This is a genomic window from Gilvimarinus sp. DA14 (assembly GCF_024204685.1).
GTDB lineage: Bacteria > Pseudomonadota > Gammaproteobacteria > Pseudomonadales > Cellvibrionaceae > Gilvimarinus.
In genome coordinates this window covers 2,914,342-2,936,162 of the sequence record NZ_CP100350.1, presented here as the reverse complement: position 1 = coordinate 2,936,162, position 21,821 = coordinate 2,914,342, and the positions used below count along the sequence as shown (strand labels likewise).

Annotated in this window: 19 protein-coding genes; 12 read left to right on the top strand and 7 right to left on the bottom strand. The window is 54.9% G+C overall.

What is annotated here, in order from left to right:
* The first annotated feature begins 13 nt into the window (after positions 1-13).
* Entirely contained in the window at positions 14-1,903 is a 1,890-nt protein-coding gene (dxs, locus tag NHM04_RS12795) for a 1-deoxy-D-xylulose-5-phosphate synthase (RefSeq protein ID WP_254264176.1), read from the top strand.
* A 10-nt stretch (positions 1,904-1,913) separates the two neighbouring features.
* Here the strand turns inward: dxs and NHM04_RS12790 are convergent, their stop codons facing one another.
* Positions 1,914-3,431, bottom strand: a complete 1,518-nt coding sequence (locus NHM04_RS12790) for a tryptophan halogenase family protein (protein ID WP_254264175.1) — start codon at positions 3,429-3,431, stop codon at positions 1,914-1,916.
* A gap of 228 nt (positions 3,432-3,659) precedes the next feature.
* Between NHM04_RS12790 and NHM04_RS12785 the strand changes: the two genes are divergently transcribed.
* The 3 genes from NHM04_RS12785 to NHM04_RS12775 all read left to right on the top strand — a co-directional run bounded on the left by NHM04_RS12785 (position 3,660) and on the right by NHM04_RS12775 (position 6,877).
* Positions 3,660-5,168 (top strand): beta-N-acetylhexosaminidase, encoded by a 1,509-nt coding sequence (locus tag NHM04_RS12785; RefSeq protein WP_254264174.1) that lies wholly within the window; start codon positions 3,660-3,662, stop codon positions 5,166-5,168.
* 186 nt (positions 5,169-5,354) lie between these two features.
* Positions 5,355-5,666: a DUF805 domain-containing protein gene (locus NHM04_RS12780; RefSeq protein ID WP_254264173.1), complete on the top strand. Its 312-nt coding sequence runs from the start codon at positions 5,355-5,357 to the stop codon at positions 5,664-5,666.
* An 83-nt stretch (positions 5,667-5,749) separates the two neighbouring features.
* Positions 5,750-6,877, top strand: coding sequence for an AI-2E family transporter (locus NHM04_RS12775; RefSeq protein WP_254264172.1), 1,128 nt, complete (start codon positions 5,750-5,752; stop codon positions 6,875-6,877).
* Between the two features lie 23 nt (positions 6,878-6,900).
* Here NHM04_RS12775 and NHM04_RS12770 read toward each other — a convergent pair whose 3' ends face one another.
* The 4 genes from NHM04_RS12770 to NHM04_RS12755 all read right to left on the bottom strand — a co-directional run bounded on the left by NHM04_RS12770 (position 6,901) and on the right by NHM04_RS12755 (position 10,341).
* A complete protein-coding gene (locus NHM04_RS12770) occupies positions 6,901-7,827 on the bottom strand; it encodes a DUF6635 family protein (RefSeq protein WP_254264171.1) in 927 nt (308 codons plus the stop codon).
* A 48-nt stretch (positions 7,828-7,875) separates the two neighbouring features.
* Entirely contained in the window at positions 7,876-8,244 is a 369-nt protein-coding gene (locus tag NHM04_RS12765) for a DUF5329 domain-containing protein (protein WP_254264170.1), read from the bottom strand.
* Complete coding sequence (locus tag NHM04_RS12760; protein ID WP_254264169.1) at positions 8,228-9,103, bottom strand: endonuclease/exonuclease/phosphatase family protein; 876 nt, start codon at positions 9,101-9,103, stop codon at positions 8,228-8,230. Before NHM04_RS12760 ends, NHM04_RS12765 begins: the two co-directional genes overlap by 17 nt.
* 137 nt (positions 9,104-9,240) lie before the next feature.
* Positions 9,241-10,341, bottom strand: a complete 1,101-nt coding sequence (locus NHM04_RS12755; protein ID WP_254264168.1) for a tetratricopeptide repeat protein — start codon at positions 10,339-10,341, stop codon at positions 9,241-9,243.
* 336 nt (positions 10,342-10,677) lie between these two features.
* Here NHM04_RS12755 and NHM04_RS12750 point away from each other — a divergent pair, with 336 nt between their 5' ends.
* From NHM04_RS12750 to NHM04_RS12725, 6 genes are all read left to right on the top strand, one after another.
* Positions 10,678-12,072: a CmpA/NrtA family ABC transporter substrate-binding protein gene (locus NHM04_RS12750; RefSeq protein ID WP_254264167.1), complete on the top strand. Its 1,395-nt coding sequence runs from the start codon at positions 10,678-10,680 to the stop codon at positions 12,070-12,072.
* Between the two features lie 66 nt (positions 12,073-12,138).
* Positions 12,139-13,125, top strand: a complete 987-nt coding sequence (locus NHM04_RS12745; protein WP_254264166.1) for an ABC transporter permease — start codon at positions 12,139-12,141, stop codon at positions 13,123-13,125.
* Positions 13,126-13,138: 13 nt separating this feature from the next.
* Positions 13,139-13,990, top strand: coding sequence for an ABC transporter ATP-binding protein (locus tag NHM04_RS12740; protein WP_254264165.1), 852 nt, complete (start codon positions 13,139-13,141; stop codon positions 13,988-13,990).
* A 93-nt stretch (positions 13,991-14,083) separates the two neighbouring features.
* Positions 14,084-14,785, top strand: coding sequence for a molybdate ABC transporter substrate-binding protein (gene modA, locus NHM04_RS12735; RefSeq protein ID WP_254264164.1), 702 nt, complete (start codon positions 14,084-14,086; stop codon positions 14,783-14,785).
* Between the two features lie 4 nt (positions 14,786-14,789).
* The gene (gene modB / locus NHM04_RS12730; protein ID WP_256526566.1) at positions 14,790-15,452 is read left to right on the top strand and encodes a molybdate ABC transporter permease subunit; all 663 of its coding nucleotides are present in this window, start codon (positions 14,790-14,792) and stop codon (positions 15,450-15,452) included.
* Positions 15,439-16,407 (top strand): ATP-binding cassette domain-containing protein, encoded by a 969-nt coding sequence (locus NHM04_RS12725; protein WP_254264162.1) that lies wholly within the window; start codon positions 15,439-15,441, stop codon positions 16,405-16,407. The genes modB and NHM04_RS12725 overlap by 14 nt, the downstream gene beginning before the upstream one ends.
* A gap of 15 nt (positions 16,408-16,422) precedes the next feature.
* Here the strand turns inward: NHM04_RS12725 and NHM04_RS12720 are convergent, their stop codons facing one another.
* Both NHM04_RS12720 and NHM04_RS12715 read right to left on the bottom strand, forming a co-directional pair.
* Positions 16,423-16,785, bottom strand: coding sequence for a cytochrome b562 (locus tag NHM04_RS12720; RefSeq protein WP_254264161.1), 363 nt, complete (start codon positions 16,783-16,785; stop codon positions 16,423-16,425).
* A 19-nt stretch (positions 16,786-16,804) separates the two neighbouring features.
* Positions 16,805-17,287: a hypothetical protein gene (locus tag NHM04_RS12715; RefSeq protein WP_256527346.1), complete on the bottom strand. Its 483-nt coding sequence runs from the start codon at positions 17,285-17,287 to the stop codon at positions 16,805-16,807.
* A 172-nt stretch (positions 17,288-17,459) separates the two neighbouring features.
* On the opposite strand from NHM04_RS12715, the gene NHM04_RS12710 reads away from it, so the two are divergent.
* Both NHM04_RS12710 and NHM04_RS12705 read left to right on the top strand, forming a co-directional pair.
* On the top strand, positions 17,460-20,783 hold the full coding sequence (locus NHM04_RS12710) for an MHYT domain-containing protein (RefSeq protein WP_254264159.1): 3,324 nt from the start codon (positions 17,460-17,462) through the stop codon (positions 20,781-20,783).
* On the top strand, positions 20,776-21,765 hold the full coding sequence (locus NHM04_RS12705; RefSeq protein WP_254264158.1) for a two-component system response regulator: 990 nt from the start codon (positions 20,776-20,778) through the stop codon (positions 21,763-21,765). Before NHM04_RS12710 ends, NHM04_RS12705 begins: the two co-directional genes overlap by 8 nt.
* Positions 21,766-21,821 lie beyond the last annotated feature (56 nt).

The window sequence follows — 21,821 nt, the reverse complement described above, 5'->3', positions numbered from 1 at the left end:
CAAGATATTACCCATGCTGAACAAAATACCGACCACACGCCCGTCCACACCGACGCTGGACACCATAGAGTCACCGGCGGATCTGCGCGAGCTCAGTGAAAAAGAGCTGCCACTGCTGGCGGACGAGTTGCGGGCGTTTTTACTCTACAGCGTGGGGCAAACCGGCGGCCACTTCGGCGCGGGCCTGGGCGTGGTAGAGCTGACCATCGCCCTGCACTACATCTATAACACTCCCGAAGACCGCCTTGTGTGGGACGTGGGCCACCAGACCTATCCGCATAAAATTCTCACCGGCCGTCGCGAACAATTGCTCACCATGCGTCAGGCGGGCGGACTGTCTGGCTTTCCCAAGCGCGACGAAAGCGAGTACGACACCTTCGGCGTGGGCCATTCCAGTACATCAATCAGTGCAGCACTGGGCATGGCTCTGGCCGGCGATGACCGCAAGTGCGCCGCCATTATCGGTGACGGCGCCATGACCGCGGGCATGGCCTTTGAGGCGCTCAACCACGCCGCCCACACCGACGCCGACATGCTGGTGATTCTCAATGACAACAATATGTCTATCTCGCCCAATGTGGGCGGGCTCGCGACTTATCTGTCGAAAATCTGGGGTAGCAAGTTTTATAACTCGCTGCGCGAAGGCAGCAAACAGGTACTGACCAAAATCCCCTCGGCGTGGGAATTTGCCAAGCGCACCGAAGAGCACTTTAAAGGCTTTGTTTCGCCGGGCACCTTGTTTGAAGAAATGGGCTTTAACTATGTGGGCCCCATCGACGGCCACGATATGTCATCGCTGGTGCGCTATTTGCGCAACTTGCGTGGAGTAAAAGGCCCCAAGCTGCTGCACATTATCACCCAGAAGGGCAAAGGTTTTGAGCCCGCCGAGCAAGATCCGGTGGGCTACCACGCGCTCAATAAACTCGAACCCAGCCCCAAAAAGCCGGTGCCCAACCGGCCTAAATATCAAGATATTTTCGGCCGTTGGCTGTGCGATATGGCCGCCCTTGAGCCGCGCCTAATCGGTATCACCCCGGCAATGTGCGAAGGTTCAGGGATGGTGGAGTTTGCCCGCGACTACCCCGAGCGCTTCTACGATGTCGCCATCGCCGAGCAGCACGCGGTGACCCTGGCCGCGGGTTTTGCCTGTGAAGGAAAGAAACCGGTGGTGGCCATCTATTCCACCTTTTTGCAGCGCGCCTATGACCAGTTAATTCACGATGTCGCGCTGCAAAACCTGGATGTAACCTTTGCCATCGACCGCGCCGGCCTGGTGGGTGAAGACGGCGCCACCCATGCAGGTAGTTTTGACATTACCTTTTTGCGCTGTATTCCCAATATGGTAATCGCCGCGCCCAGCGACGAAAACGAGTGCCGCCAGCTGCTGTACACCTGCTATCAACACCGGGGGCCGAGCGCCGTGCGCTACCCACGCGGACGCGGGCCGGGCGCACAAGTGCACAGCGCGATGAACGCTCTGCCAATGGGCAAAGGGGTCATCAAGCGCGAAGGCACAGGCGCGGCCATTTTATGCTTTGGCACTCTGGGTGCGGTCGCCCGCCAAGTGGCGGATAAGTTGGGGCTTACTCTGTGCGATATGCGTTTTGTTAAACCATTGGATACCAAGCTGATTGAATCCATGCACAAGCGCCATAAGCTGCTTGTGACCTTGGAAGAAAACGCCATTGCCGGTGGCGCCGGCTCGGCGGTAGCCGAGTACCTGAGTGCGGCGGGCATTATCACCCCACTGCTGCAGTTGGGGCTGGCAGACGAGTTTGTCAGCCACGCCAGCCAGGCCGATCAGATGGCAAGCCAGGGATTGGATGCAGAGGGTATCGAAAAGGCTATTGATCGGCGCTTGGGCGAACTTGCAGCGCTGGATCAGAACAAACTCGCCCCCTAGAGCCCGGACGTCACTCCCTTAGCTCTGCCTTGCAGTAGGTGTTGATAAACTCATCGTGGCTCGGTTGCATGGCGGCGGCTTTGCCAATTGCCTCTTTACCGGCGGCCAGCGAACGGGCCAAAGCGGAATAATCCAGAGCATCTACGGTGCGGTTGTAGTGGGCCGGCATGACCCCCATGCCGGTTAACACCATTTGCCAGCTACTGGGCTGGAAAAAGTCCTCTACCCCCGGCAATAAATTACCCTGTTCGCGAAACAGGCTCAATTTATCCGCTAGCGAATCCGGCATCTCCATTTGCTGGCAGGCACGCCAGAAAGGCGTGTCACTGCGCTCGGTGGTGCAGTAATGCAATACCAAAAAGTCGCGGATTTCACAGTAGTCCTGATACAGGCGTCGGTTAAATTCGCGCTGTAAACGCTCACTACAGTCAGTGCCGGGAAAAAAGCGAATAAAGTGCGCTAAAGACTTTGACACCAAGTGAATCGCTGTCGATTCCAACGGCTCCAGAAAGCCCTGCGCCAAGCCCAGCGCGAGACAATTTTTATCCCACACTTTACGTCTTATGCCGGAGGTAAATGGAATAACCCGCGGCTCGGCCAAAGGCTCGGTATCCAGCGAGGCCAGCAATTCGCGCGCGGCCTGTTCATCACCAATAAATTTACTGGCATAGACATAGCCATTGCCATGGCGCTGCTGCAAGGGAATACGCCAACTCCAGCCGGCCGCACGAGCGGTGGCGATAGTATGGGCGGTCGTTACCGCAGCCTTAGCTGAGGGAACAGTCACGGCGCGATCACAGGGCAAGTAGCGTGACCAGCTTTCGTACCCGGCGTTCAAGCTCTGCTCTATTAACAGCCCCTGAAACCCCGAGCAGTCGATAAAAAATTCGCCCTCGATACGCTGGCCACCTTCAAGTCGCAGACTTTGGATATAGCCAGCATCATTTTTCTGCACCTCTTGCACATGCCCCACGGTGCGCTTTACCCCCAGGCTTTGCGCGTACTCGCTCAGGTAGCGGCTGACTAAGGTGGCATCCAGATGCAGGGCGTAGCGAACATTGGCCAGCGGCGTGCCGGCGGCTTTAAACGGTAAATAGAATTTATTTTGCGAGGCCAGCACAGCCTCGGGGGAATGATCCAACAGCGGTGTTGGGTCCCCTTGGGCGCGGGCCTTGAGCCAAATTTGATAAAAATCGTGGCCATCGATGCTGCGGCCAATATCGCCAAAAGTGTGCAAATAGCTTTCGCCCTGGCGGCGCCAGTCGACAAATTCAATTCCCCATTTAAAAGTCGCCTGGGTGCGGCGAATAAAATCAGCCTCGTCGATACCCGAGCGGCGCAAAAAATCCACAAACAGCGGCACCGTGGCCTCGCCTACACCAATCACCCCCACCTGTTCAGATTCCACCAGCTCAATGCTGACATCGCTGTGCTGGAAAATTCGCCCCAGCGTGGTGGCCGCAATCCAACCCGCTGTGCCACCGCCGACAATAACGAATCGTTTAATTGGTGTAGTCTGTTCGCCCATAGAGTCGCTCTTTCACTTTCTGTTATTGTTTTTTAAGAAATGTAAGCATACCGCATGGAGACACAAAGTTGGTTGCGCACGGGGATAATGTTCGACTAATTTCCCCCTGAGCCAGAGCAACAGACAGACAATAACCGCCACAGAGCGAAGCACTGTTGCCCGATATACAGCGCGCCCAGAGCCACTGTGCAAGCTAAATGCCCGTCATCTAAGACTTTGGAGCAGACAATGAGAATTCTTCTGGCTTTAGCCATCACCTGCACTCTCGCGGGCTGTGGCAGTACCCAATCAGACCCCCAAAGCTCGCGCGAGCCGAGCCAAGCTGCCAAGCCAAGCGAGCAATTGGCGCTGGTCCCCTACCCAAGTTCAGTAGAAGTCGCCGGCGGCCAGTTCACCCTTACCAATCGCGTTCATATAGAAGCCGCCGACGGCAGCGAAACCTCACTACCCGCGCTACAGCGCCTGCTGGCACAGCTGGACATCACTGACAGCGACACCGCCCCGAGCCAAATAGAATTAATCCGAGTGCAAGAGCCTGAGCTTGGCGATGAAGGCTATCGCCTGCTGATCGACTCGCAGATTAGCATCAGCGCCAACACAGATGCCGGCCTGTTTTATGGCGTGCAGACTCTGCGCCAGTTGCTGCCCACCGAAGTGCAAGCCGAGTACACCTTACCGATGGTCGCTATTACCGATGTGCCAGCCTTTGCCTGGCGCGGCAATATGCTGGACGTCGCGCGCAGCTTTTTACCCACCGACTATTTAAAGTCACACATTGATCGTATGGCTCGTTTTAAACTCAACCGCTTGCACCTGCATTTAAGTGACGACCAGGGCTGGCGCATTGCCATTAACAAATACCCCAAGCTCACCCAAGTGGGAGGTGCCAGCGCGGTAGAGGGCGGGCGCTCAGGCTTTTACACTCAGGCTGAAATGAGCGATCTGGTCGCCTATGCCCAAGCGCGCCAGGTAACCCTGGTGCCAGAGATTGATCTGCCCGGCCACACCCAGGCGGCGCTGGCCTCATACAATGAACTGGCCTGCGATGACGTAACCAACCTGTCTACTTACTCGGGTTTGGAAGTGGGCTTTAGCAAGCTGTGCTTGACCAAGCCAGAGGTAATATACCCCTGGGTAGAAGACGTGCTGAGCGAGATAGTAGAGCTGTTCCCCTCGGAATATATCCACATTGGCGGCGATGAAATTAAAGACCCGCTCTACCCCGAGTTTATTGCCCGCGCCACGCAAATTGTGGATGAACTGGGGCGCACCGCCATCGCCTGGGAAGAGGGTTCGGTCGCCGACAATGATCCCGACGTACTTCTTCAGCTGTGGAACGACGAATACGATATTCAACCGGCGCTAGATCGCGGCCATCAGTTAATTCTCTCGCCCTGCAGTTACAGCTATTTTGATCACGGCAACTATGCCGGTCAGCCGCAAACCTACGACTGGTGCCGCAAAGAGGGTGTCCCCTTAGAACGCGCCTACAGTCTGGACACTAACGCGTTTGGCGCCGCCGTTGGGGTTGAGTCGGCCATGTGGTCCGAACTAGTCCACACCGACGCCGCAGCCGACAACCGCCTCTGGCCGCGCTTGGCAGTCTCCGCTGAGCTGGGCTGGAGCCAGGCGTCGCAGCGCGATTACCAGCAGTTTACCGATCGCCTTAGCAAGCTGCGCCCACAGCTGGACGCCTTGGGTATACAGTACTATCAGGCACCGGAACTCGGCTGGTAAAAGCCCTTGCTGGCGGGCAGAGCCTCTGTCCGCCTCGCTTGTCCAGCGTTCATCAAACTGTCACCGCCGCGCCACACACTCATCCACCGATCAACGCACCATTCGCGCCACGCTCCTATCGACAAGGCTGAGCACTTAGGTAAGAATGAGCGAACCAGACATAAGAGTCAGAAAAAGGGAGTTAACATGGAATACTACGTTCAAGCGTTTAAACAGTTTGCGGATTTTGACGGGCGCTGGAATCGCACCCAGTACTGGATGTTCTTTTTAATCAATTTCTTAATTGCCCTGGCAGTCGGTGTAGTCGCAGGCATTATCGGGTTGTCCATTCTAAGCACGCTTTACGCCCTGGTGCTGTTTATCCCCTCGTTGTCGGCGGCGGTGCGGCGCATGCGCGACTCCGGCCGATCGCCCTGGTGGGTTTTGGTAGGGCTTATTCCGGTGATCGGTTGGATTATCCTGATTGTGCTCTTGGCACAACCAACTCAATCTGCCTAACCCACCGGCCGTCGCAAGGCGACGGCCTGTTAACAACACATATTCCCCGCCTCTTGGGCGCACCAGCAAAAGCACTCCACACCATGCACGACTTGCAAGAAAAACTCGAAACCCGATCTTTCCTCGGCCTCTTGCTGTTGGTGTCGGCGGCCTTTTTATGGATTTTAAAGCCCTTTTTTGGCCCGGTATTCTGGGCCTGCGCGCTGGCCATTATTTTTTACCCGGCGCAGACACGGTTTCTTAAATCCTTGCAACACAGGCCCAATATCCAGGCGCTGATTACCCTGATGATGTGCCTGCTTATCGTCATCCTCCCGGTCATTTTTCTGGTCAGTTCAGTGGTTGCTCAAGCGGCTGAGCTCTACCAGCGCATCGAGTCCGGTGAGTTAAATCTCGGCAAATATATCGAGCAGTTTCAAAACAATTTTCCGCTGCTGCAACAAACCCTGGAGCGCTTTGGCGTTAACTTTGACGATTTAAAAAAGCAGACCATGAACTTTGCCATGAACAGTGGCAAATTTATCGCCCAGTACACCTTTAATATCGGCTCCAACGCCTTTAAATTTGTGCTCGACTTCTGCCTCATGCTGTATCTGACCTTCTTTTTCCTGCGCGATGGCAGCTGGCTAAAAGAGCTGATGATTCGCGCCCTACCCATGGGCGACACTCGCGAGCGCCTGCTGTTCGCCAAGTTCGCCGAAGTGACCCGCGCCACAGTAAAAGGCAATTTGGTGGTCGCCATGGTACAGGGCGCTCTGGGCGGTGTTATTTTTTGGATTCTGGGCATTCCCGCCGCGCTGTTGTGGGCGGTGGTAATGGCGTTTGCGTCGCTGTTGCCCGCTGTTGGCGCGGCCATTATTTGGGGCCCGGTAGCCATTTATCTGCTGGCGACCGGCTCCTACATTCAGGGGCTGGTGTTGGTCGCCTTTGGCGGCGGCGTCATTGGCCTGGTGGACAATTTGCTACGCCCCATACTGGTGGGCCGCGACACCAAACTGCCGGACTATCTGGTACTGCTTTCCACCCTGGGCGGTATGGCGCTGTTTGGTATTAACGGCTTTGTGATTGGCCCGCTAATCGCCGCTTTGTTTATCGCTTTTTGGGGCATTTTTATGCGCGAGATTAACGTGCGGGAAAAGCCTGAGGAGTTGCCAGCGCCAGTTGAAAATGACCAGCAGCCAAGCGAACTAGGACAGCAGCGCGAAGACTGAGCAGGGCCGAACTGTATTATCTGTCAGCGCAGCCCCATACGCGCGGCATCGACAATATCCATAATACGGGCAAGGTAGGCGTCTTTGGGGCGAAAGCCGCCTGTGGTGCGACTGCGCATATCCCGCTCCAGACTGTAAAGCATTTTCTCCAAGCGCCTTTGATGTATTCCCAACAGCGCCTGTAGCGGGTCAGAAATCAACCCTGAAAAACAGGCAAAGACCGCAAACAACGCCATGACACTGGCGGTGGATAACACCAACAAGGCCGTCTCAGGCTCGGCGGGAAACAACGCGTAATACCAGCTGCCAAGCCAGGGGCCGAGAAAAAAATCCGCCACCGCCAACCGATTGGCGACCACCCCCGCCAATACCGCACCTATGGCTAAACCGCCGGGGGTAAACTTTTGCAGGGTAAAGGCGCCGGCAATAGTCGCTACCAGGGTGTTGCCGATGTCAGCTGTAGCGGTTCGGGTCAAGGCGTATTGCGACAGGGCATCTACCAGCGCCTTGTGCAGGTGCTGCTCCTGTTCTGTGCTCAACCGGCCCAGATTTTCATCGGCGACTATTGTTTGGGCGATAGCATCGCGCAGCGGGCTGGCCCCATCACCCAGTCCCAGCAGCTGACGTTGTGTTTGCGCCATCAAATACGCCTGCACCTGGGTCTGCAGACCGCTCGGCATTTTACGCAGCAAACGCGCGACGGAGTTAAGTCCCGCTTGGTGCAACAGCCAGGCAAGAAGCTGACTAAGGAGGTAAAACGGCGCCCAGAGCAAATTGAGCGGCGCGCGCAACAAATCCCACCCCAGCGCCCGGCGATTGGTGCTCCAGGCACCCGGGTAGCGAAAATGCTGACACACAAAGAGGGGAATGGCGTCGCGCCGCTGGGCAAAATACTGCGCTATCCCTCGATCAATGGCATCGAGCAGATGCTGCTCTGCGCGCGGACTCATAGGCTATACAGGCATGACAAGTAACTAAGATTTCGGCTGGCTATGGCGTCAGGGCGCCGCCTCGCTATCGGCTTGCGCGCGGTATTGGCGCAGCGCACTGTACAGCCAATCGCTGGCATTGAGCATGGTGCCATCCGCCAATACGACCTGGTAAGGGCGGCGAGTAATAGAGCTTTTACTGGCGAGGTTATCGATAAAACCCTCCGCGTCTTTGGCATAGCGGCTGGCGCGGTTATATTTCATTTGCAAATGCTCCGCCGCTTCTCGAGCCGAGTGCTCACTGCCATTGCGAATAAAGGTCACCCCACTTTCGGCAACAAAGTCGATCAAATACTGGATCTCTTCTTCATCGCTCGCGGCGCAGGCGGCAATACTGATAAATAAACTGAAAAAATACACACTAATCTTGCGCAACATGATCGCTCCTTTGATTAAACTCCATGCTCACCAGCAGTGGGTTGTGATCTGAGCTTTGGTACACGGGCACCTCGGCGGCGCTGATGGACACACCGCGCGTCCAGACGTGATCCAGCGCCATACCGAAGGCCTGGGTGCGGTTATCCTCGGCAAATACCGCAGGCGTTAAGCCCACCGGCTCGAACAAGTGATTAAGCAGCTCGCGACGGCTGTCGCTCCAACTGTTGAGGTCTCCCGCCAGAATCACCGGCCCCTCGTGGGCTGCGACTATTTCGAGCGCGTCCTGCAATTGCTGCTGATAGGCGCTGGTACCCAGCTCGAAATTAATGGCGTGAATATTAACGGCCAACAGGCGGCGTCCGTCGGCCAGCACATACTCGACAATACTGGTGGCTTTAGGCGTTCTCAACCAGGGCTCGGTGTGCTCAAAACGACAGTGCACACTGGCGGGCCAGGCGCTTAGAGTCATGACACCGGTTTGCGCTTCGTCGGTGCTGTAACCCGGGGCAAAGCGCCAGTAGGGCTTAAGGCGCGATAGCCGCTCGCTTAACAGCGCCTCCTGCAACAGCAGGATATCCACATCGCTGCTCAACGCCGTCAGATCGGGCAATAAGTTTTCGCGCTGCGCCTTGTAGATGTTCCAGCTCAGCAAACTGACGGCTGCAGGCATGGCGTAGTCATCGTCGTACAGCTGAGCGCGACTGTTGCGCAGCGCCCGGTGACATAGCTCGGGGGTGGCGGCATAATCGGTTAAGCCCGCCTGCTCATCGGATAAATTTTCCGCTGGCGCCCACAGAGCCCCGCTGGCCAACCATAACCCGAGGCCAAGGGTAAAAGACCTAACCGCTAATGTTGTCATAAAAAGTCATCACTGAGTGCGCAGCAGCGCATACTGCCAAACACTTTAAATACAGCCGATATATAGGGGCGAGTTTAGAGCCTTAAACCCCCGGCGAGTTCCCCCCTGCTGCACAGTTCAAAACAGCTACCCCAGAGTCAAAACTGTTGTTGAGCCTGCCGTTGTTTGCGGGTCAGTCCCATCTGCTCATAGATATCTGCCGCCAGACGATAAAAGCGTGTCTCTTCTGGCTGTTTATCAATTGCCGCTTCAATCCGCCGGGCCGCCTGTTCGTAGTTCGCCTCAGAGAAATACACCCCGGCCAACCGGTATTGGTAATAGGGGTTACTGTCGCGGTAATTTTCTACCACTTGCAGCAGAGCCTCGGCCAGTTCATAGCGGTGCTGCGAACGATAGAACTCACTCAAATTCCAGACTACGGTTAAATCTTCCGGGTTAATGTGCGCTGCCTGTAAATACAGCGCCTCAGCCGTGCGGGGCAGCCCCATTCGCCAGTACAGCGTCGCCAGATTATTCCACAAATAGCTCTGCTCATCCGCCAGCGAAATGGCCAAACGCATTAGCGCCAACTTGCGCGGCGACGCCGTATCGCCCGGCTCCATTGTCATAGCCAGGTTGTTGTAGTACTGCGCGATGGCCGTCTCGTCACGAATCAATGTCTGCGGGTAATAGGGACGATAGTTCCGCATGTCCAGGTCGACCACTATATCGTCGGTGCTAAAACGCAGGTCTACTTTAACATTTACATGCCGCATAAACTGCACCCGCTCATTGTTCATCGCCCAAGTTGGCGGCACCTGCACATCGTTGAGGCTGGCGGCCAAACCTACGTACCTCGCCATAGCGACAAACAACAGCGAGAAGCTAAGGCAGTTCGCCTCGCGCCGGGCGAATACTTGGGCAGCCGTCAGGGTGGCCAGGGGCTGATAGGAAATCCCCAGGCCGCCGGCAGCCGGTGGGGCTATTAACGCATGATGAAGAGCTTTGACTTTACGATCGTCGCCTTTTAACCCCGCCACAGCCTGTTCAGCATAGGCCTGCATTTGCTGTGTTAGCGCCATTACCGCTGTGGGCGGGTAGCGAACTTGCGTTTGTGTGTCCTCGGGCTGCAATTTTGCCACTTCAACCAGCTGCGGATCGGGTTTTGCCAATAACCCAACAAGAGCCTGATTGGCACAACCAAGACTGACGCACGCCAGCCCCAATAACAGGAAAAACCGCAGCGAAAGAAGATTCATACCGAGCCTTTTAGTGCCATTGCCCATCTTTTGAGTATAGCAATCCACACTACAGCTGCACTGTGATGCACCACTTCGCGCTTTTATCGCACTCTTTACTGACATTTTTATTTCGCCTATCACGCACAACTTTAGCGCCGTTTTATGCATCGAAAAATATTTTCAGCGCTTTCACAGTGCAAAGTTTTTTAAACGCCTGATAAGCCATAAAAAAAAGCCAACAAAAACGCACAAGTTTGGCGAGCCCAGTTGTTGGCACAGGCTTTGAAATACAGGCTATTAACGAGCAACGACTCGTCCATCAATCATTTCAATCTTGGGGAATGGGAGAACACAATGATCGACAAGAACAAACAAACGGGAATAACAAGCTGGCTTAAGCCAGTAAAAAAATTAGCATTAACGGCCATAGTCATGTGCGTCAGCGTACACACCCTGGCAGTAGGCGAGCCGGAAAAAGAAGATCTTAAATTTGGGTTTATTAAGCTCACTGACATGGCACCACTGGCCATTGCGCTGGAAAAAGGTTACTTCGAAGACGAAGGTCTATTTGTCGAGCTTGAGGCCCAAGCCAACTGGAAGGTCCTGCTGGACCGAGTCATTACCGGCGAGCTGGACGGCGCGCATATGCTGGCAGGGCAACCACTGGCGGCCACCATCGGCTATGGCACCGAAGCGCATATTATTACCCCCTTTTCCATGGACCTGAACGGTAACGGCATTACCGTTTCCAATGACATCTGGCAACAGATGAAAAAACACATTCCCGAAAACTCCGACGGCAAACCCGTACACCCGATCAAGGCTGATGCGTTAAAGCCGGTGGTTGAGGAATACAAAAAACAGGGTAAACCATTCAATATGGGCATGGTATTTCCCGTATCCACACACAATTATGAGCTGCGCTATTGGCTTGCCGCCGGCGGCATTCACCCAGGCTATTACGCCCCCCATAAGGGTGACACCTCGGGCCAACTGCAGGCCGATGCCCTGCTGAGCGTTACCCCACCGCCGCAAATGCCTTCAACCCTTGAGGCGGGCACTATTTACGGTTACTGCGTGGGCGAGCCCTGGAATCAACAGGCCGTATTTAAAGGCATTGGTGTGCCGGTTATTACCGACTATGAAATCTGGAAAAACAATCCTGAAAAAGTATTCGGCATTACTCAAGAGTTTGCCGAGCAGTATCCCAATACTACGGTGCGCTTAACCAAAGCACTGATTCGCGCCGCCAAATGGTTAGACGCCAACAACAACGCCAATCGCCCTGAAGCGGTAGAGATTCTCTCCAAGCCTTATTACGTTGGCGCTGATTATGAAGTGATTGCCAACTCTATGACCGGCACCTTTGAATACGAAAAAGGCGATAAGCGTGAAGTACCTGACTTCAATGTATTCTTCCGCTATCACGCCACCTACCCTTTCTATTCGGATGCTATTTGGTACCTCACGCAAATGCGTCGCTGGGGCCAAATTTCAGAGCACAAGGACGATCAGTGGTACTTCGATACCGCCAAGAAAGTGTACCGCCCGGACATCTATGCCGAAGCGGCCAAGGCCCTGATCGAAGACGGTGAAGCCGAGGCGACTGAGTTTCCTGACTTCGCCAGCGAAACTGGCTTTAAAGGCCCGCAGCCTGAGTTTATCGATGGCATTAGCTACGACGGCAGCAAACCCAACGAGTACCTGGAAAAGCTGACCATCGGTTTGAAATCCAAAGACACTTTGTAAGTAGTAACCCCTTGGCGCTTTGGCCACGGGCTAAAGCGCTGTTTTTTATTTCGCGAGGAGCAGGTTATGAATTCCGCAATCGCCGTAAAACAAAAGTGGCAGAGCCTGCGTTTTGGCAAGGCCGAAGTGCAAGCACTGGGCAAAGCCGTATTAATACCTTTGGTGGGGCTTTTGTTATTTCTCGGACTCTGGCATTTGGGAGCCAAGCAGGTCGACACCTCGCTGGGACAGTTTCCCGGTCCCGCCGAAGTTCATGAACAGTGGAACAATTTGCTGTCAGAACACCGCGCCGAAAACGAACGCGAAGCGGCATTTTACGAGCGCCAACAAGCGCGCAATGAAAAGAAGTTAGCCGCTGATCCCAACGCCGAAGTGCGCTGGCGTGACTTTAACCGTCGGCCCACTTTTTTCGACCAGATTATTACCAGTCTGGTCACCGTCATGACCGGTTTTCTGCTGGCCACAGCCATTGCGATTCCTCTGGGTATTTGCATTGGCCTTAGCAACACCGTGTACCGGGCACTTAATCCGATTATCCAGATTTTTAAACCCGTATCACCCCTGGCCTGGTTGCCCTTGGTCACTATGGTCGTGAGCGCCGTTTACGTTACCGATGATCCGATGCTGGCGAAGAGCTTTATCACCTCGGTGGTAACCGTCACCCTCTGCTGCCTGTGGCCCACCATGATCAACACCGCCGTGGGCGTCGCCAGTCTGAATCAGGATTTACAAAACGTCAGCCGGGTGTTGCGCCTGGGTTGGTTTACCCATGTTAAAACCATCGTTTTGCCCTCCGCTATTCCGATGATGTTTACCGGCCTGCGCCTGTCCTTAGGTATTGCCTGGATGGTTCTGATTGCCGCCGAAATGCTGGCACAAAACCCGGGGCTAGGTAAATTTGTCTGGGACGAATTTCAAAATGGTTCATCCAACTCACTGGGTCGTATTTGCGTGGCGGTATTAATGATTGGCTTTATCGGCTTTTTGCTGGATCGCGCCCTGCTCTTGCTACAAAGCTGGGTTAATTGGGACAAAACCGCCGTGGTTCGCTAACAGGAGAATTCTTATGCACAAGACACACCTTGAACTGTCGCAAGTCGGCATCAGCTTTCCCACCCCCAAGGGGCCATTTTGCGCCTTGCAGGATGTTAATTTGAAAATTAAGGAGGGCGAATTTGTTTCACTGATTGGCCACTCCGGCTGCGGTAAATCGACGGTACTGAATATTGTCGCGGGCCTGTACAAAGCCACCACCGGCGGTGTGATTCTCAACGGCCGCGAAGTGGATGAGCCAGGCCCAGAGCGCGCGGTGGTATTTCAAAACCATTCTTTGCTGCCCTGGCTCAGCGCCTATCAAAATGTAGAGCTGGCCGTTAAACGCGTATTTGGCCGGCAGAAAAGCCGCTCTGAGATGCGCGACTGGATCGAGCACAACCTCCAGCTGGTACAGATGGGACACGCCATGCATAAAAAACCGGACGAGATCTCCGGCGGTATGAAACAGCGCGTCGGTATCGCCCGCGCTCTAGCAATGGAGCCGCAAGTACTATTAATGGATGAGCCCTTTGGCGCGCTGGATGCACTGACCCGGGCACACCTACAAGACTCACTGATGGATATTCAGGCCGATCTGGGTAACACAGTTATTATGATTACTCACGATGTTGACGAAGCGGTACTGCTATCCGACCGCATTGTCATGATGAGCAACGGCCCCGCTGCCAGCATCGGTGAAATACTCGAGGTGGACTTGCCCAGGCCTCGCGATCGCCTGGCACTGGCCGACAACGCTGATTACAACCACTACCGCAGTGCGGTGCTGCGCTTTTTGTATGAAAAACAAAAGAAAGTCGAGCCAATTAATAGCAAGCGCGATAAACCTAACAACAGCAAAGCCGGTGCTCATCATGCGGCCTGAGCCCGCTTGTGGCACAATCGACTCCTGAATTAAGCGCCTGCGGGCGCTTTTGTTTTATTGCTCTGCAGCACAAGCTAACCCCGCGAGCCAGTTATGCGCGCTTTTATCGGTCTGATATTAATATTTTCTCTGAGCGGCAAGCTCGCCGCCGAGCCACTTAAAATTGCCGTGGCAAGCAATTTTAAGCCCACTCTTGAGGCCCTGGAAAAACTGTGGGCACAACAGCACGAGACTGATTGGGTTATCTCCAGCGGCCCCTCCGGCGCCCTCACCCAGCAAATAATACACGGTGCGCCTTTCGCGGTTTTTCTCTCGGCGGATGAAAGCTTTGCGGATAAAATACACAGCCTGGGGCTGGGGGCCAAGCCTGTAACCTACGCTCGCGGCCAACTTATTCTGGCCTGTAAACACAGCGCGGCGAATGCAGCTCAGGCACTGGCTCAGGCCCGACGTCTGGCTCTCGCCAACACGCGCACGGCGCCCTATGGCATGGCGGCGCAGCAGTGGCTTACGCAATACGGCGGCCAGTTGAGCGCCCAACGCCTGCAGGCGGGCTCGGTTGCCGGCGCCCTGCAGCACGTGGTGACGGGCAATACCGACTGCGCCCTGGTAGCGGCCAGCTTTGCCACCCTGGCACCACAACTTAACTGGTACCCCTTGCCCAATGCCATTACTCTTAAGCAGGCTTTAGTACAGTTACAAACAACCGCCCAGGCCGAATCCTTTGTAGCATTTATGCAATCGCCCGCGGCACAACAACTTATTCTTGAACACGGTTATTTAAAGGCAGAATAAAACAGTGTTAGCCGCCCTCTGGGTCACCTGTAAATTAGCGCTCATTAGCAGCATACTTTTGTTGCTGCTGTGCACACCACTGGCCTGGTGGGTGGCGCAGGGCAAGTCGCGCCACCTGCGCACACTTACCGAGGCAGCGGTGGCGCTGCCTTTAATTCTACCGCCCACGGTGCTGGGGTTTTACCTGCTGATTTTATTTTCGCCCTCGGGGTTGATTGGCCAATTTACCGAGACCGGGCTGGCGTTTACGTTTACCGGACTGGTGATCGGCTCGGTCCTGTACTCTCTGCCTTTTGTGGTGCAGCCGCTCAGCGCCAGCTTTGCCCAAATAGACCCGCGCCTATTGCAGCTCGGGCGCAGCCAGGGGCTGGGGAAACGGCAATTGCTGCAGCGGCTGGTACTGCCCGTGAGTGGCCACGCTTTTGTCACCGCCGCCGTACTCGGCTTTGCCCATACTTTAGGGGAATTTGGCGTAGTCCTGATGATAGGCGGCAATATCCCGGGCGAAACCCAGGTGCTGTCTATTTTGCTGTTTGACGAGGTAGAGACTCTCAACTTTGAAGCCGCCCATACCATCGCAGCGAGCCTGCTGGGTGCCTCGTTTTTGCTGCTGGTTCTCTTATATGGCTGGCAGCGCCACAGGCGGGGGCGCTATGTGGCAGCTTAACAGCGCAGCGCATCAATTTAGCTGGAGCGCCGGGCAATGGCTGGGCATTAGCGGCCCTTCGGGCTGTGGCAAAACCCAATTATTAGTGCAGCTCACTGCGGGAGAGCAGATCAAGTTAAACAGAGCCGGCGATAACCTGATGGAGCGACCGCCAAAGCGCAGAGGAATTGGCTGGGCCGCCCAGGGGGGATTACTCTGGCCTGGTCAGAGCGTAGCAACTCAATTGCAATCACTGGGGCAACTGCACCAGGTAGACTGGCAGCCCCTGGTCGAGCCGCTGGGTGTTCAGGATTTACTGGCGCGCGGCAGCGACACTTTGTCCGGCGGCGAGCGCCAGCGTGTGGCCTTACTCAGTGCATTAATTTGCGCCAAGGAGCTGCTGCTACTGGATGAACCGGTATCGGCGCTGGACGAAAGCTCGGCAATTAATGTTTTGCAGGCGGCCCGCCACTGGGCCCGCGAGCGGCAATTGGCGGCGCTGATGGTCAGCCACCGTCAGCGCGATTTTGCCACCTGTTGCGACGCCATTTACCACTGGCAGTCGCGCCGTGTTGTACCTTTAGCCGAGGCCCACCGGGCCCATGTGACCCATAACCCCGAGCTGGCGGCCGCGCTCTGGGAGCTGGACACGGCGCCGGCACACGGCCGCGTCCGCAGCGGAGCCATCACCCTTGAAACCGGGCCTCTGTCCAGCTACACCCGCCGGGTTCGTATCGACGCCCACGATGTATCCGTGGCGCGGCAGGCGCCTGGACCTTCGAGTATCGCCAATACCATCAAGGGAGTCATTACCGAGCTTCGTCAGATCACGGCCGGCAGCGTGCTGCTGAGGCTAAACTGCAACGGCCAGACGTTATACGCCCTGGTAACGCCGGGCGCGGTGCAGAGTCTGGGCCTGGCAGAAGAATTAGAGGTGTACGCCCAGTTTAAGGCTCACGCGGTGCAAGCGGCGTGAGCCGAGCGGAGACGTTTAATCGACCCCAAGGGCGTCGTGATACTTTTTGCGCGCCTCACCCATTTGCTTAAGCAGCGCTTTCGCCCCTGCCATATCACCTGCCGCCAGAGCAGTATCAACCTGAGCGCTCAGCTGTTCTAGCTTTTGTATGCCCTCATCAAATTTGGCTTGATCCTCAGGCGCCACTGTCTGAGCCTTGGCTACCGCCAAAGCGTCTTTAAAGTGTTGCCATTCACTCAACAGGGCCTCGTCGGTTTGACTCTCGCGTATCGCTTTAAAGGCACCGCCCATATCCTCCATAGAGTCGTGCAGTGGGTCGTGCTTCGAACACGCAGTGACACCAACGGCCAGCGCCGCGACCATTAACCAATTTTTCATTTTGTACCTCTTTTAATCACTAATCACAGTAAAGATACCGCCAGATACGCACCGTAGCCGGCCAGCAGCAAAGCACCGGCGCCGCGCCCCAGAGGCTTTCCTGCGCGAAACCAAGCCGGAACCCAAGCGCGAGTGCCAGCGCCAGATTGGCGAGAATTACCCGGTTCATACTGCCATCTACCGATACCGGCGCAATCATAGAAGTTATCGCAAGTACAAAAAAGATGTTGAACAAATTTGAGCCCAACACATTACCTATTACCATATCGGTGTTGCGTTTGTGAGCTGCCACCAAACAGGCGACACCCCCTATTTTAATGAGGTTACTGCCCAACAGGTTACCCAGCGCCAAATCCGTGTCACCCGCCAGAGCCGATTTAACATTGACCGCAAGCTCGGGGGTCGATCTGCCGAAGCCTGTCTCCAGCGCCCCAATAACCACCTGAGAAACGCCCAGCCTCCGGCGCACGCTTCTGGCCCCATCAATCAAGTAGTTGGCCAGCCAGCACCGTCAGAACCACAACCAGCCCCATATCTAAACCCGCAAGCAGCATCCTTTAACCTCCTGTTATCTACCGCTGGGGAATGGCGCACTATTCTACAAAGGCGTTTTAGACTACACTCGAAACTATCCTGAACCACCCAGCAGGCCCAGTGCCGCCCAGAGGTTCTCTGTGCTGTCAGACTTTTTCTTTACCGATCATGATCCGAGCCTGATACTCAGCGGCGTATACAACTACCGCTTGGTCGCCCTGTCGATTTGCATTGCCATTTTCGCCAGTTATTTTACCGTTTACCTGCTGGACCTAGCGAAGCAAACCCCGCTGCGCAGCTATCGCCAGCTTGCCAAAGTCACCTCGGCGCTGATCATGTCGGGGGGCATCTGGAGTATGCACTTTATCGGCATGCTGGCCTTTTCCCTCTGCACTGAGATCAACTACGATCCGGGCATTACATTTCTATCGTTTTTACCGGCTTTTTTCTCCTGCCTCTACGCGATTTTTCTCCTCTCTCGCAGTGTTGATTTTCACAATGTCGCGCTGGGCTCAGTGCTTTTAGGTGCTGGCATAGGCACCATGCACTACAGCGGCATGGCGGCCATGGAGCTGGCGCCATTACTGCGCTACGACCCGCTGCAATTTGCACTGTCTATCCTGGTCGCGGTAGGACTGTCGTTTATCGGCCTGTGTGCGCGTTTTTATCTCGGCACCTATATTCCCTCCCTCAGTATTCAACAAAGCCGCCTTATCTGTGCCCTCATACTCGGTCTTGCGGTATCGGGCATGCACTATATGGGCATGGTTGCCACCCGCTTTGTGGGCAGCAGCGTCGCGCAAACGCAGTTGCCAGCCATCAGCTCAGACTTATCATTTATTGCAGTGAGCGTCGCTTGTGCGACGGTCTTTCTCACGTTGTTGGCGGCAATAATCAATGGCCTGGTGCGCTACCGTTTAATGCTAACGGAAAAGTCGAACAGCGAGTCACGCCTGCGGGCGATTTTATCCACCGCCGTGGATGGCATTATCACCCTAAATGAAAAGGGCCAGATGCTGAGCGCTAACCAGGCAGCAGAAAAGATTCTCGGCTTTACTGCCGACGAGCTGGCAGGCCAAAGCCTTAACCTGCTGACACATGGCGATAAAAACGATGTCGGCCTGTGCCACATCGACGACCAAGAGGTAGACTTTAGCCAGTTTAGCGGCCGCAATGTCGAGGTTATGGCGCGACATAAAAACGGCCATACATTACCAATTCGCTTAGGCGTTGGCGAGGTGCGACAAAAAGGCCAGGCAACCTTGTACGTCGCGTTTATTACCGATCTAAGCGCCCAAAAAGCGCTGCAGGAAAGTCTGCTGGAAAAAGAACAGCAATATCGCTCGCTGGTTAACAATTTGCCCGGCGTGGCGTTTCGCTGTGAAATCAGTCAACAGTGGCCAATGCTTTTTGCCAGTCCCAGCATTCAGGAGCTCACCGGTTACCCGCAGGACGATTTTCTTCAGCGACGAGTAGATTTGGGTGACCTTATCGACTCCAGAGACCAGGCTATTGTCGACAAGAGCGTCAACCTGGCGCTGTCTCAACGCACTGCCTATTCGACCGAATACCGTATTCGTCACCGCAATGGGCAAACCATTTGGGTACTGGATCAAGGCAGCTTTAGTTTCGACCATGACGGCCAAGCCAAGTGGATTGACGGAGTACTCACCGACATTACCGAGCGCCATAACTATGAAGAGCAATTAAAACAGGCAAAACAATCCGCCGAACAGGCGGCGCAATCTAAACAGGCTTTTTTGGCCAATATGAGCCATGAAATCCGCACTCCCATGAATGCCATTCTCGGCTTCAGCGACATCTTACTGGACGAGCCGCTGCAGGCGGAGCAGCGCAAGCACCTGGCCATCATTAACAGCTCGGCGCGCTCACTGATGCATCTACTCAATGACATTCTCGACTCCGCCAAGTTAGAAAAGGGAAAGCTGCTCATTCACCGAGAACCCTTCTCCCTACACGCACTGCTCGACGAAATTATCTCTACGTTTTGGCTGCTGGCAAAACAAAAAGGCATAGAACTCAATCTACGTTTGGCCGATGATCTGCATCCGCAATACCTCGGCGATGCTGATCGAATTCGTCAGGTGCTCAATAATTTAATCGGTAACGCGATAAAATTTACTGACGACGGCGAAGTCAGCGTTGCCGTCAAATACGAATCAGGCCTGGGCATTGTGTTTGAAGTCATTGACTCGGGCATAGGCATTGCCGAGAACCAACTAGCGAAAATTTTTAAACCCTTCGAACAAGCCGATGACACCACGACTCGTCGCTACGGTGGCACCGGCCTGGGAACAACCATCAGCAAACAACTGGTCGAACTAATGGGCGGAGAGATTAGCGCAACCAGTGAGCCGGGCCGAGGCAGTCGATTCTGCTTTCACTTACCACTTGAGAAAACTGACGCTAACCAAAAATCCGCATCTCGCTCTGAGCCGACACAACTTGCGCCGCTAAAAGTATTAATCGTGGACGACATAGAGCAAAACCTTGAGCTGCTGGCGTTACTATTATCCCGCAACGGGCACCAGGTCATCAGTGCCGGCAACGGGCTGGAGGCGCTGCAAGTCTATGAGCGTGAAGCGGTGGATATCATTTTAATGGATATTCATATGCCGCTGTGCGATGGCATAGTGGCGAGCCAAAGAATTCGCGCACTGGAGGCGCAACAACAACGCCGCGCCACACCGATTATCGCTTTGACCGCCAGCGTGTTAAGCCAAGACAAACAAGCGGCGGAAGATGCTGGTATGAATGGCTTCGCTAACAAGCCGCTCAATCCGGTTCAACTTTACGCTGAAATAGCGAGAGTACTACAGCACCCCCACAGCCAACACCGCGCGCCCTCCGCTTCCCTGTCCGCCGAGCATATCGACTTTGCCCACGGCGCATTGCTGTGGGGCAACCGAAATCAACAAATCAAAGAAATAAAACACTTTTTACGCCACCAAGCTGCCGAGCTTAGCCAATGCCAAGATAGCTACGATGCGAAACTCGAACAGCACCGCCGACTGGTACACACCTGTAAAGGTTTAGCCGGCAACCTGGGGTTGATGCAACTAGCCCGACTACTGGGCGATCTGGAACAAGCGGGCGCACAGACGCAACCGGTATTTGCCGCAATTACTCGCGAGCTGAAAACCGTTACTGCCTTGCTCGACGCGCAGCACCAGGCAATGGCAGACCTAGAAGAGCACATAGATGTAAACCCGGAACAATTAGCAGCACTGCTGGCACGGCTTAGAGCCAGCGCAATGGCGGCCGAAATAGATGAGGCGAGCCTGACCGAGCTGAACCGCTTGGCCTCTGCTCTGACGGACAGTAAGGTAGAAGCCATCGTCCAGGCGCTGGATGATTTTAATTTTTCTCTGGCCATCACCCGTATAAACGAGCTGCTGCAAGAGCTGGACTGCCCCACAAAAAGCGAAGCCCAAGATGATTAGCCCAAGTGAAAAACCGCGTATTTTAGTGGTGGATGATGAACCGGTAAATTTAAAGGTGATGCAGCGAGTGCTGGCTGAGGATTATCGCTTAGCCTTCGCCAAATCAGGGCCGGCAGCATTAGAGCTGGTAGCACAAGAGCCGCCCAAACTTATTCTGCTCGATGTAATGATGCCCGGCATGAGTGGTATTGAAGTCTGCCAGGCACTCAAGGAAGACCCGGCCACCCGCGCTATTCCCGTTATTTTCGTGACCGCCATGAACGATCACGACGATGAATACAATGGCTTCGAAGTGGGAGCCGTAGACTACATTACCAAACCCATCACCCCTGCACTGGTGCGCGCGCGTGTAAAAAATCACCTGTCATTGGTACAGGCAGAACTTTTACAGCAGGCGCATATCGATTTAGTACAACGCCTCGGTAGTGCGGCCGAGTATAAGGATGAAGACACAGGCGAGCATATATTGCGCATGAGCCATTACAGCAAACTGCTGGCTTTGGCAGCGGGCTTAAACGAAGCGCACGCCGAGTTAATCCGCCAAGCAGCCCCCATGCACGATGTGGGAAAAATTGGTATCCCCGATGCAATCTTACTCAAACCCGGGCGTCTAACCACCGAGGAATTTGAGCATATGAAGGCGCACGCGCAAATCGGAGCCAATATTCTGCGCGGCTCGCAATCGCCCCTCATAAAGCTCGCACATACTCTGGCACTCGAGCACCATGAAAAGTGGGATGGCTCAGGCTATCCCAAAGGCCTCCGTGGCGAGCAAATCTCTCTCGAGGCACGAATAGTAGCAATTGCCGATGTCTTCGATGCTCTTACCTCCAAACGGCCCTACAAACCCGCCTGGCCTACAGCCGATGCATTCGCCCTGATCGCCGATCAGGCCGGCCATCACTTCGATCCCGCGCTGGCAAATTTGTTTATTACGCTGGAAGCGGACATTCTCGCGATCCGGCAAGAGTACAGTAAATAAAGCTCAACCGATGTAATGGCATGTAATCGCCAACAGATGGCAAATACATACACTGC

What these genes read in the sequence shown, in the direction of transcription:
- dxs (WP_254264176.1), top strand. Translation starts at nt 14, where the DNA reads ATGCTGAACAAAATACCGACCACACGCCCGTCCACACCGACGCTGGAC.
- NHM04_RS12790 (WP_254264175.1), bottom strand. Translation starts at nt 3,431, where the DNA reads ATGGGCGAACAGACTACACCAATTAAACGATTCGTTATTGTCGGCGGT.
- NHM04_RS12785 (WP_254264174.1), top strand. Translation starts at nt 3,660, where the DNA reads ATGAGAATTCTTCTGGCTTTAGCCATCACCTGCACTCTCGCGGGCTGT.
- NHM04_RS12780 (WP_254264173.1), top strand. Translation starts at nt 5,355, where the DNA reads ATGGAATACTACGTTCAAGCGTTTAAACAGTTTGCGGATTTTGACGGG.
- NHM04_RS12775 (WP_254264172.1), top strand. Translation starts at nt 5,750, where the DNA reads ATGCACGACTTGCAAGAAAAACTCGAAACCCGATCTTTCCTCGGCCTC.
- NHM04_RS12770 (WP_254264171.1), bottom strand. Translation starts at nt 7,827, where the DNA reads ATGAGTCCGCGCGCAGAGCAGCATCTGCTCGATGCCATTGATCGAGGG.
- NHM04_RS12765 (WP_254264170.1), bottom strand. Translation starts at nt 8,244, where the DNA reads ATGTTGCGCAAGATTAGTGTGTATTTTTTCAGTTTATTTATCAGTATT.
- NHM04_RS12760 (WP_254264169.1), bottom strand. Translation starts at nt 9,103, where the DNA reads ATGACAACATTAGCGGTTAGGTCTTTTACCCTTGGCCTCGGGTTATGG.
- NHM04_RS12755 (WP_254264168.1), bottom strand. Translation starts at nt 10,341, where the DNA reads ATGAATCTTCTTTCGCTGCGGTTTTTCCTGTTATTGGGGCTGGCGTGC.
- NHM04_RS12750 (WP_254264167.1), top strand. Translation starts at nt 10,678, where the DNA reads ATGATCGACAAGAACAAACAAACGGGAATAACAAGCTGGCTTAAGCCA.
- NHM04_RS12745 (WP_254264166.1), top strand. Translation starts at nt 12,139, where the DNA reads ATGAATTCCGCAATCGCCGTAAAACAAAAGTGGCAGAGCCTGCGTTTT.
- NHM04_RS12740 (WP_254264165.1), top strand. Translation starts at nt 13,139, where the DNA reads ATGCACAAGACACACCTTGAACTGTCGCAAGTCGGCATCAGCTTTCCC.
- modA (WP_254264164.1), top strand. Translation starts at nt 14,084, where the DNA reads ATGCGCGCTTTTATCGGTCTGATATTAATATTTTCTCTGAGCGGCAAG.
- NHM04_RS12725 (WP_254264162.1), top strand. Translation starts at nt 15,439, where the DNA reads ATGTGGCAGCTTAACAGCGCAGCGCATCAATTTAGCTGGAGCGCCGGG.
- NHM04_RS12720 (WP_254264161.1), bottom strand. Translation starts at nt 16,785, where the DNA reads ATGAAAAATTGGTTAATGGTCGCGGCGCTGGCCGTTGGTGTCACTGCG.
- NHM04_RS12705 (WP_254264158.1), top strand. Translation starts at nt 20,776, where the DNA reads ATGATTAGCCCAAGTGAAAAACCGCGTATTTTAGTGGTGGATGATGAA.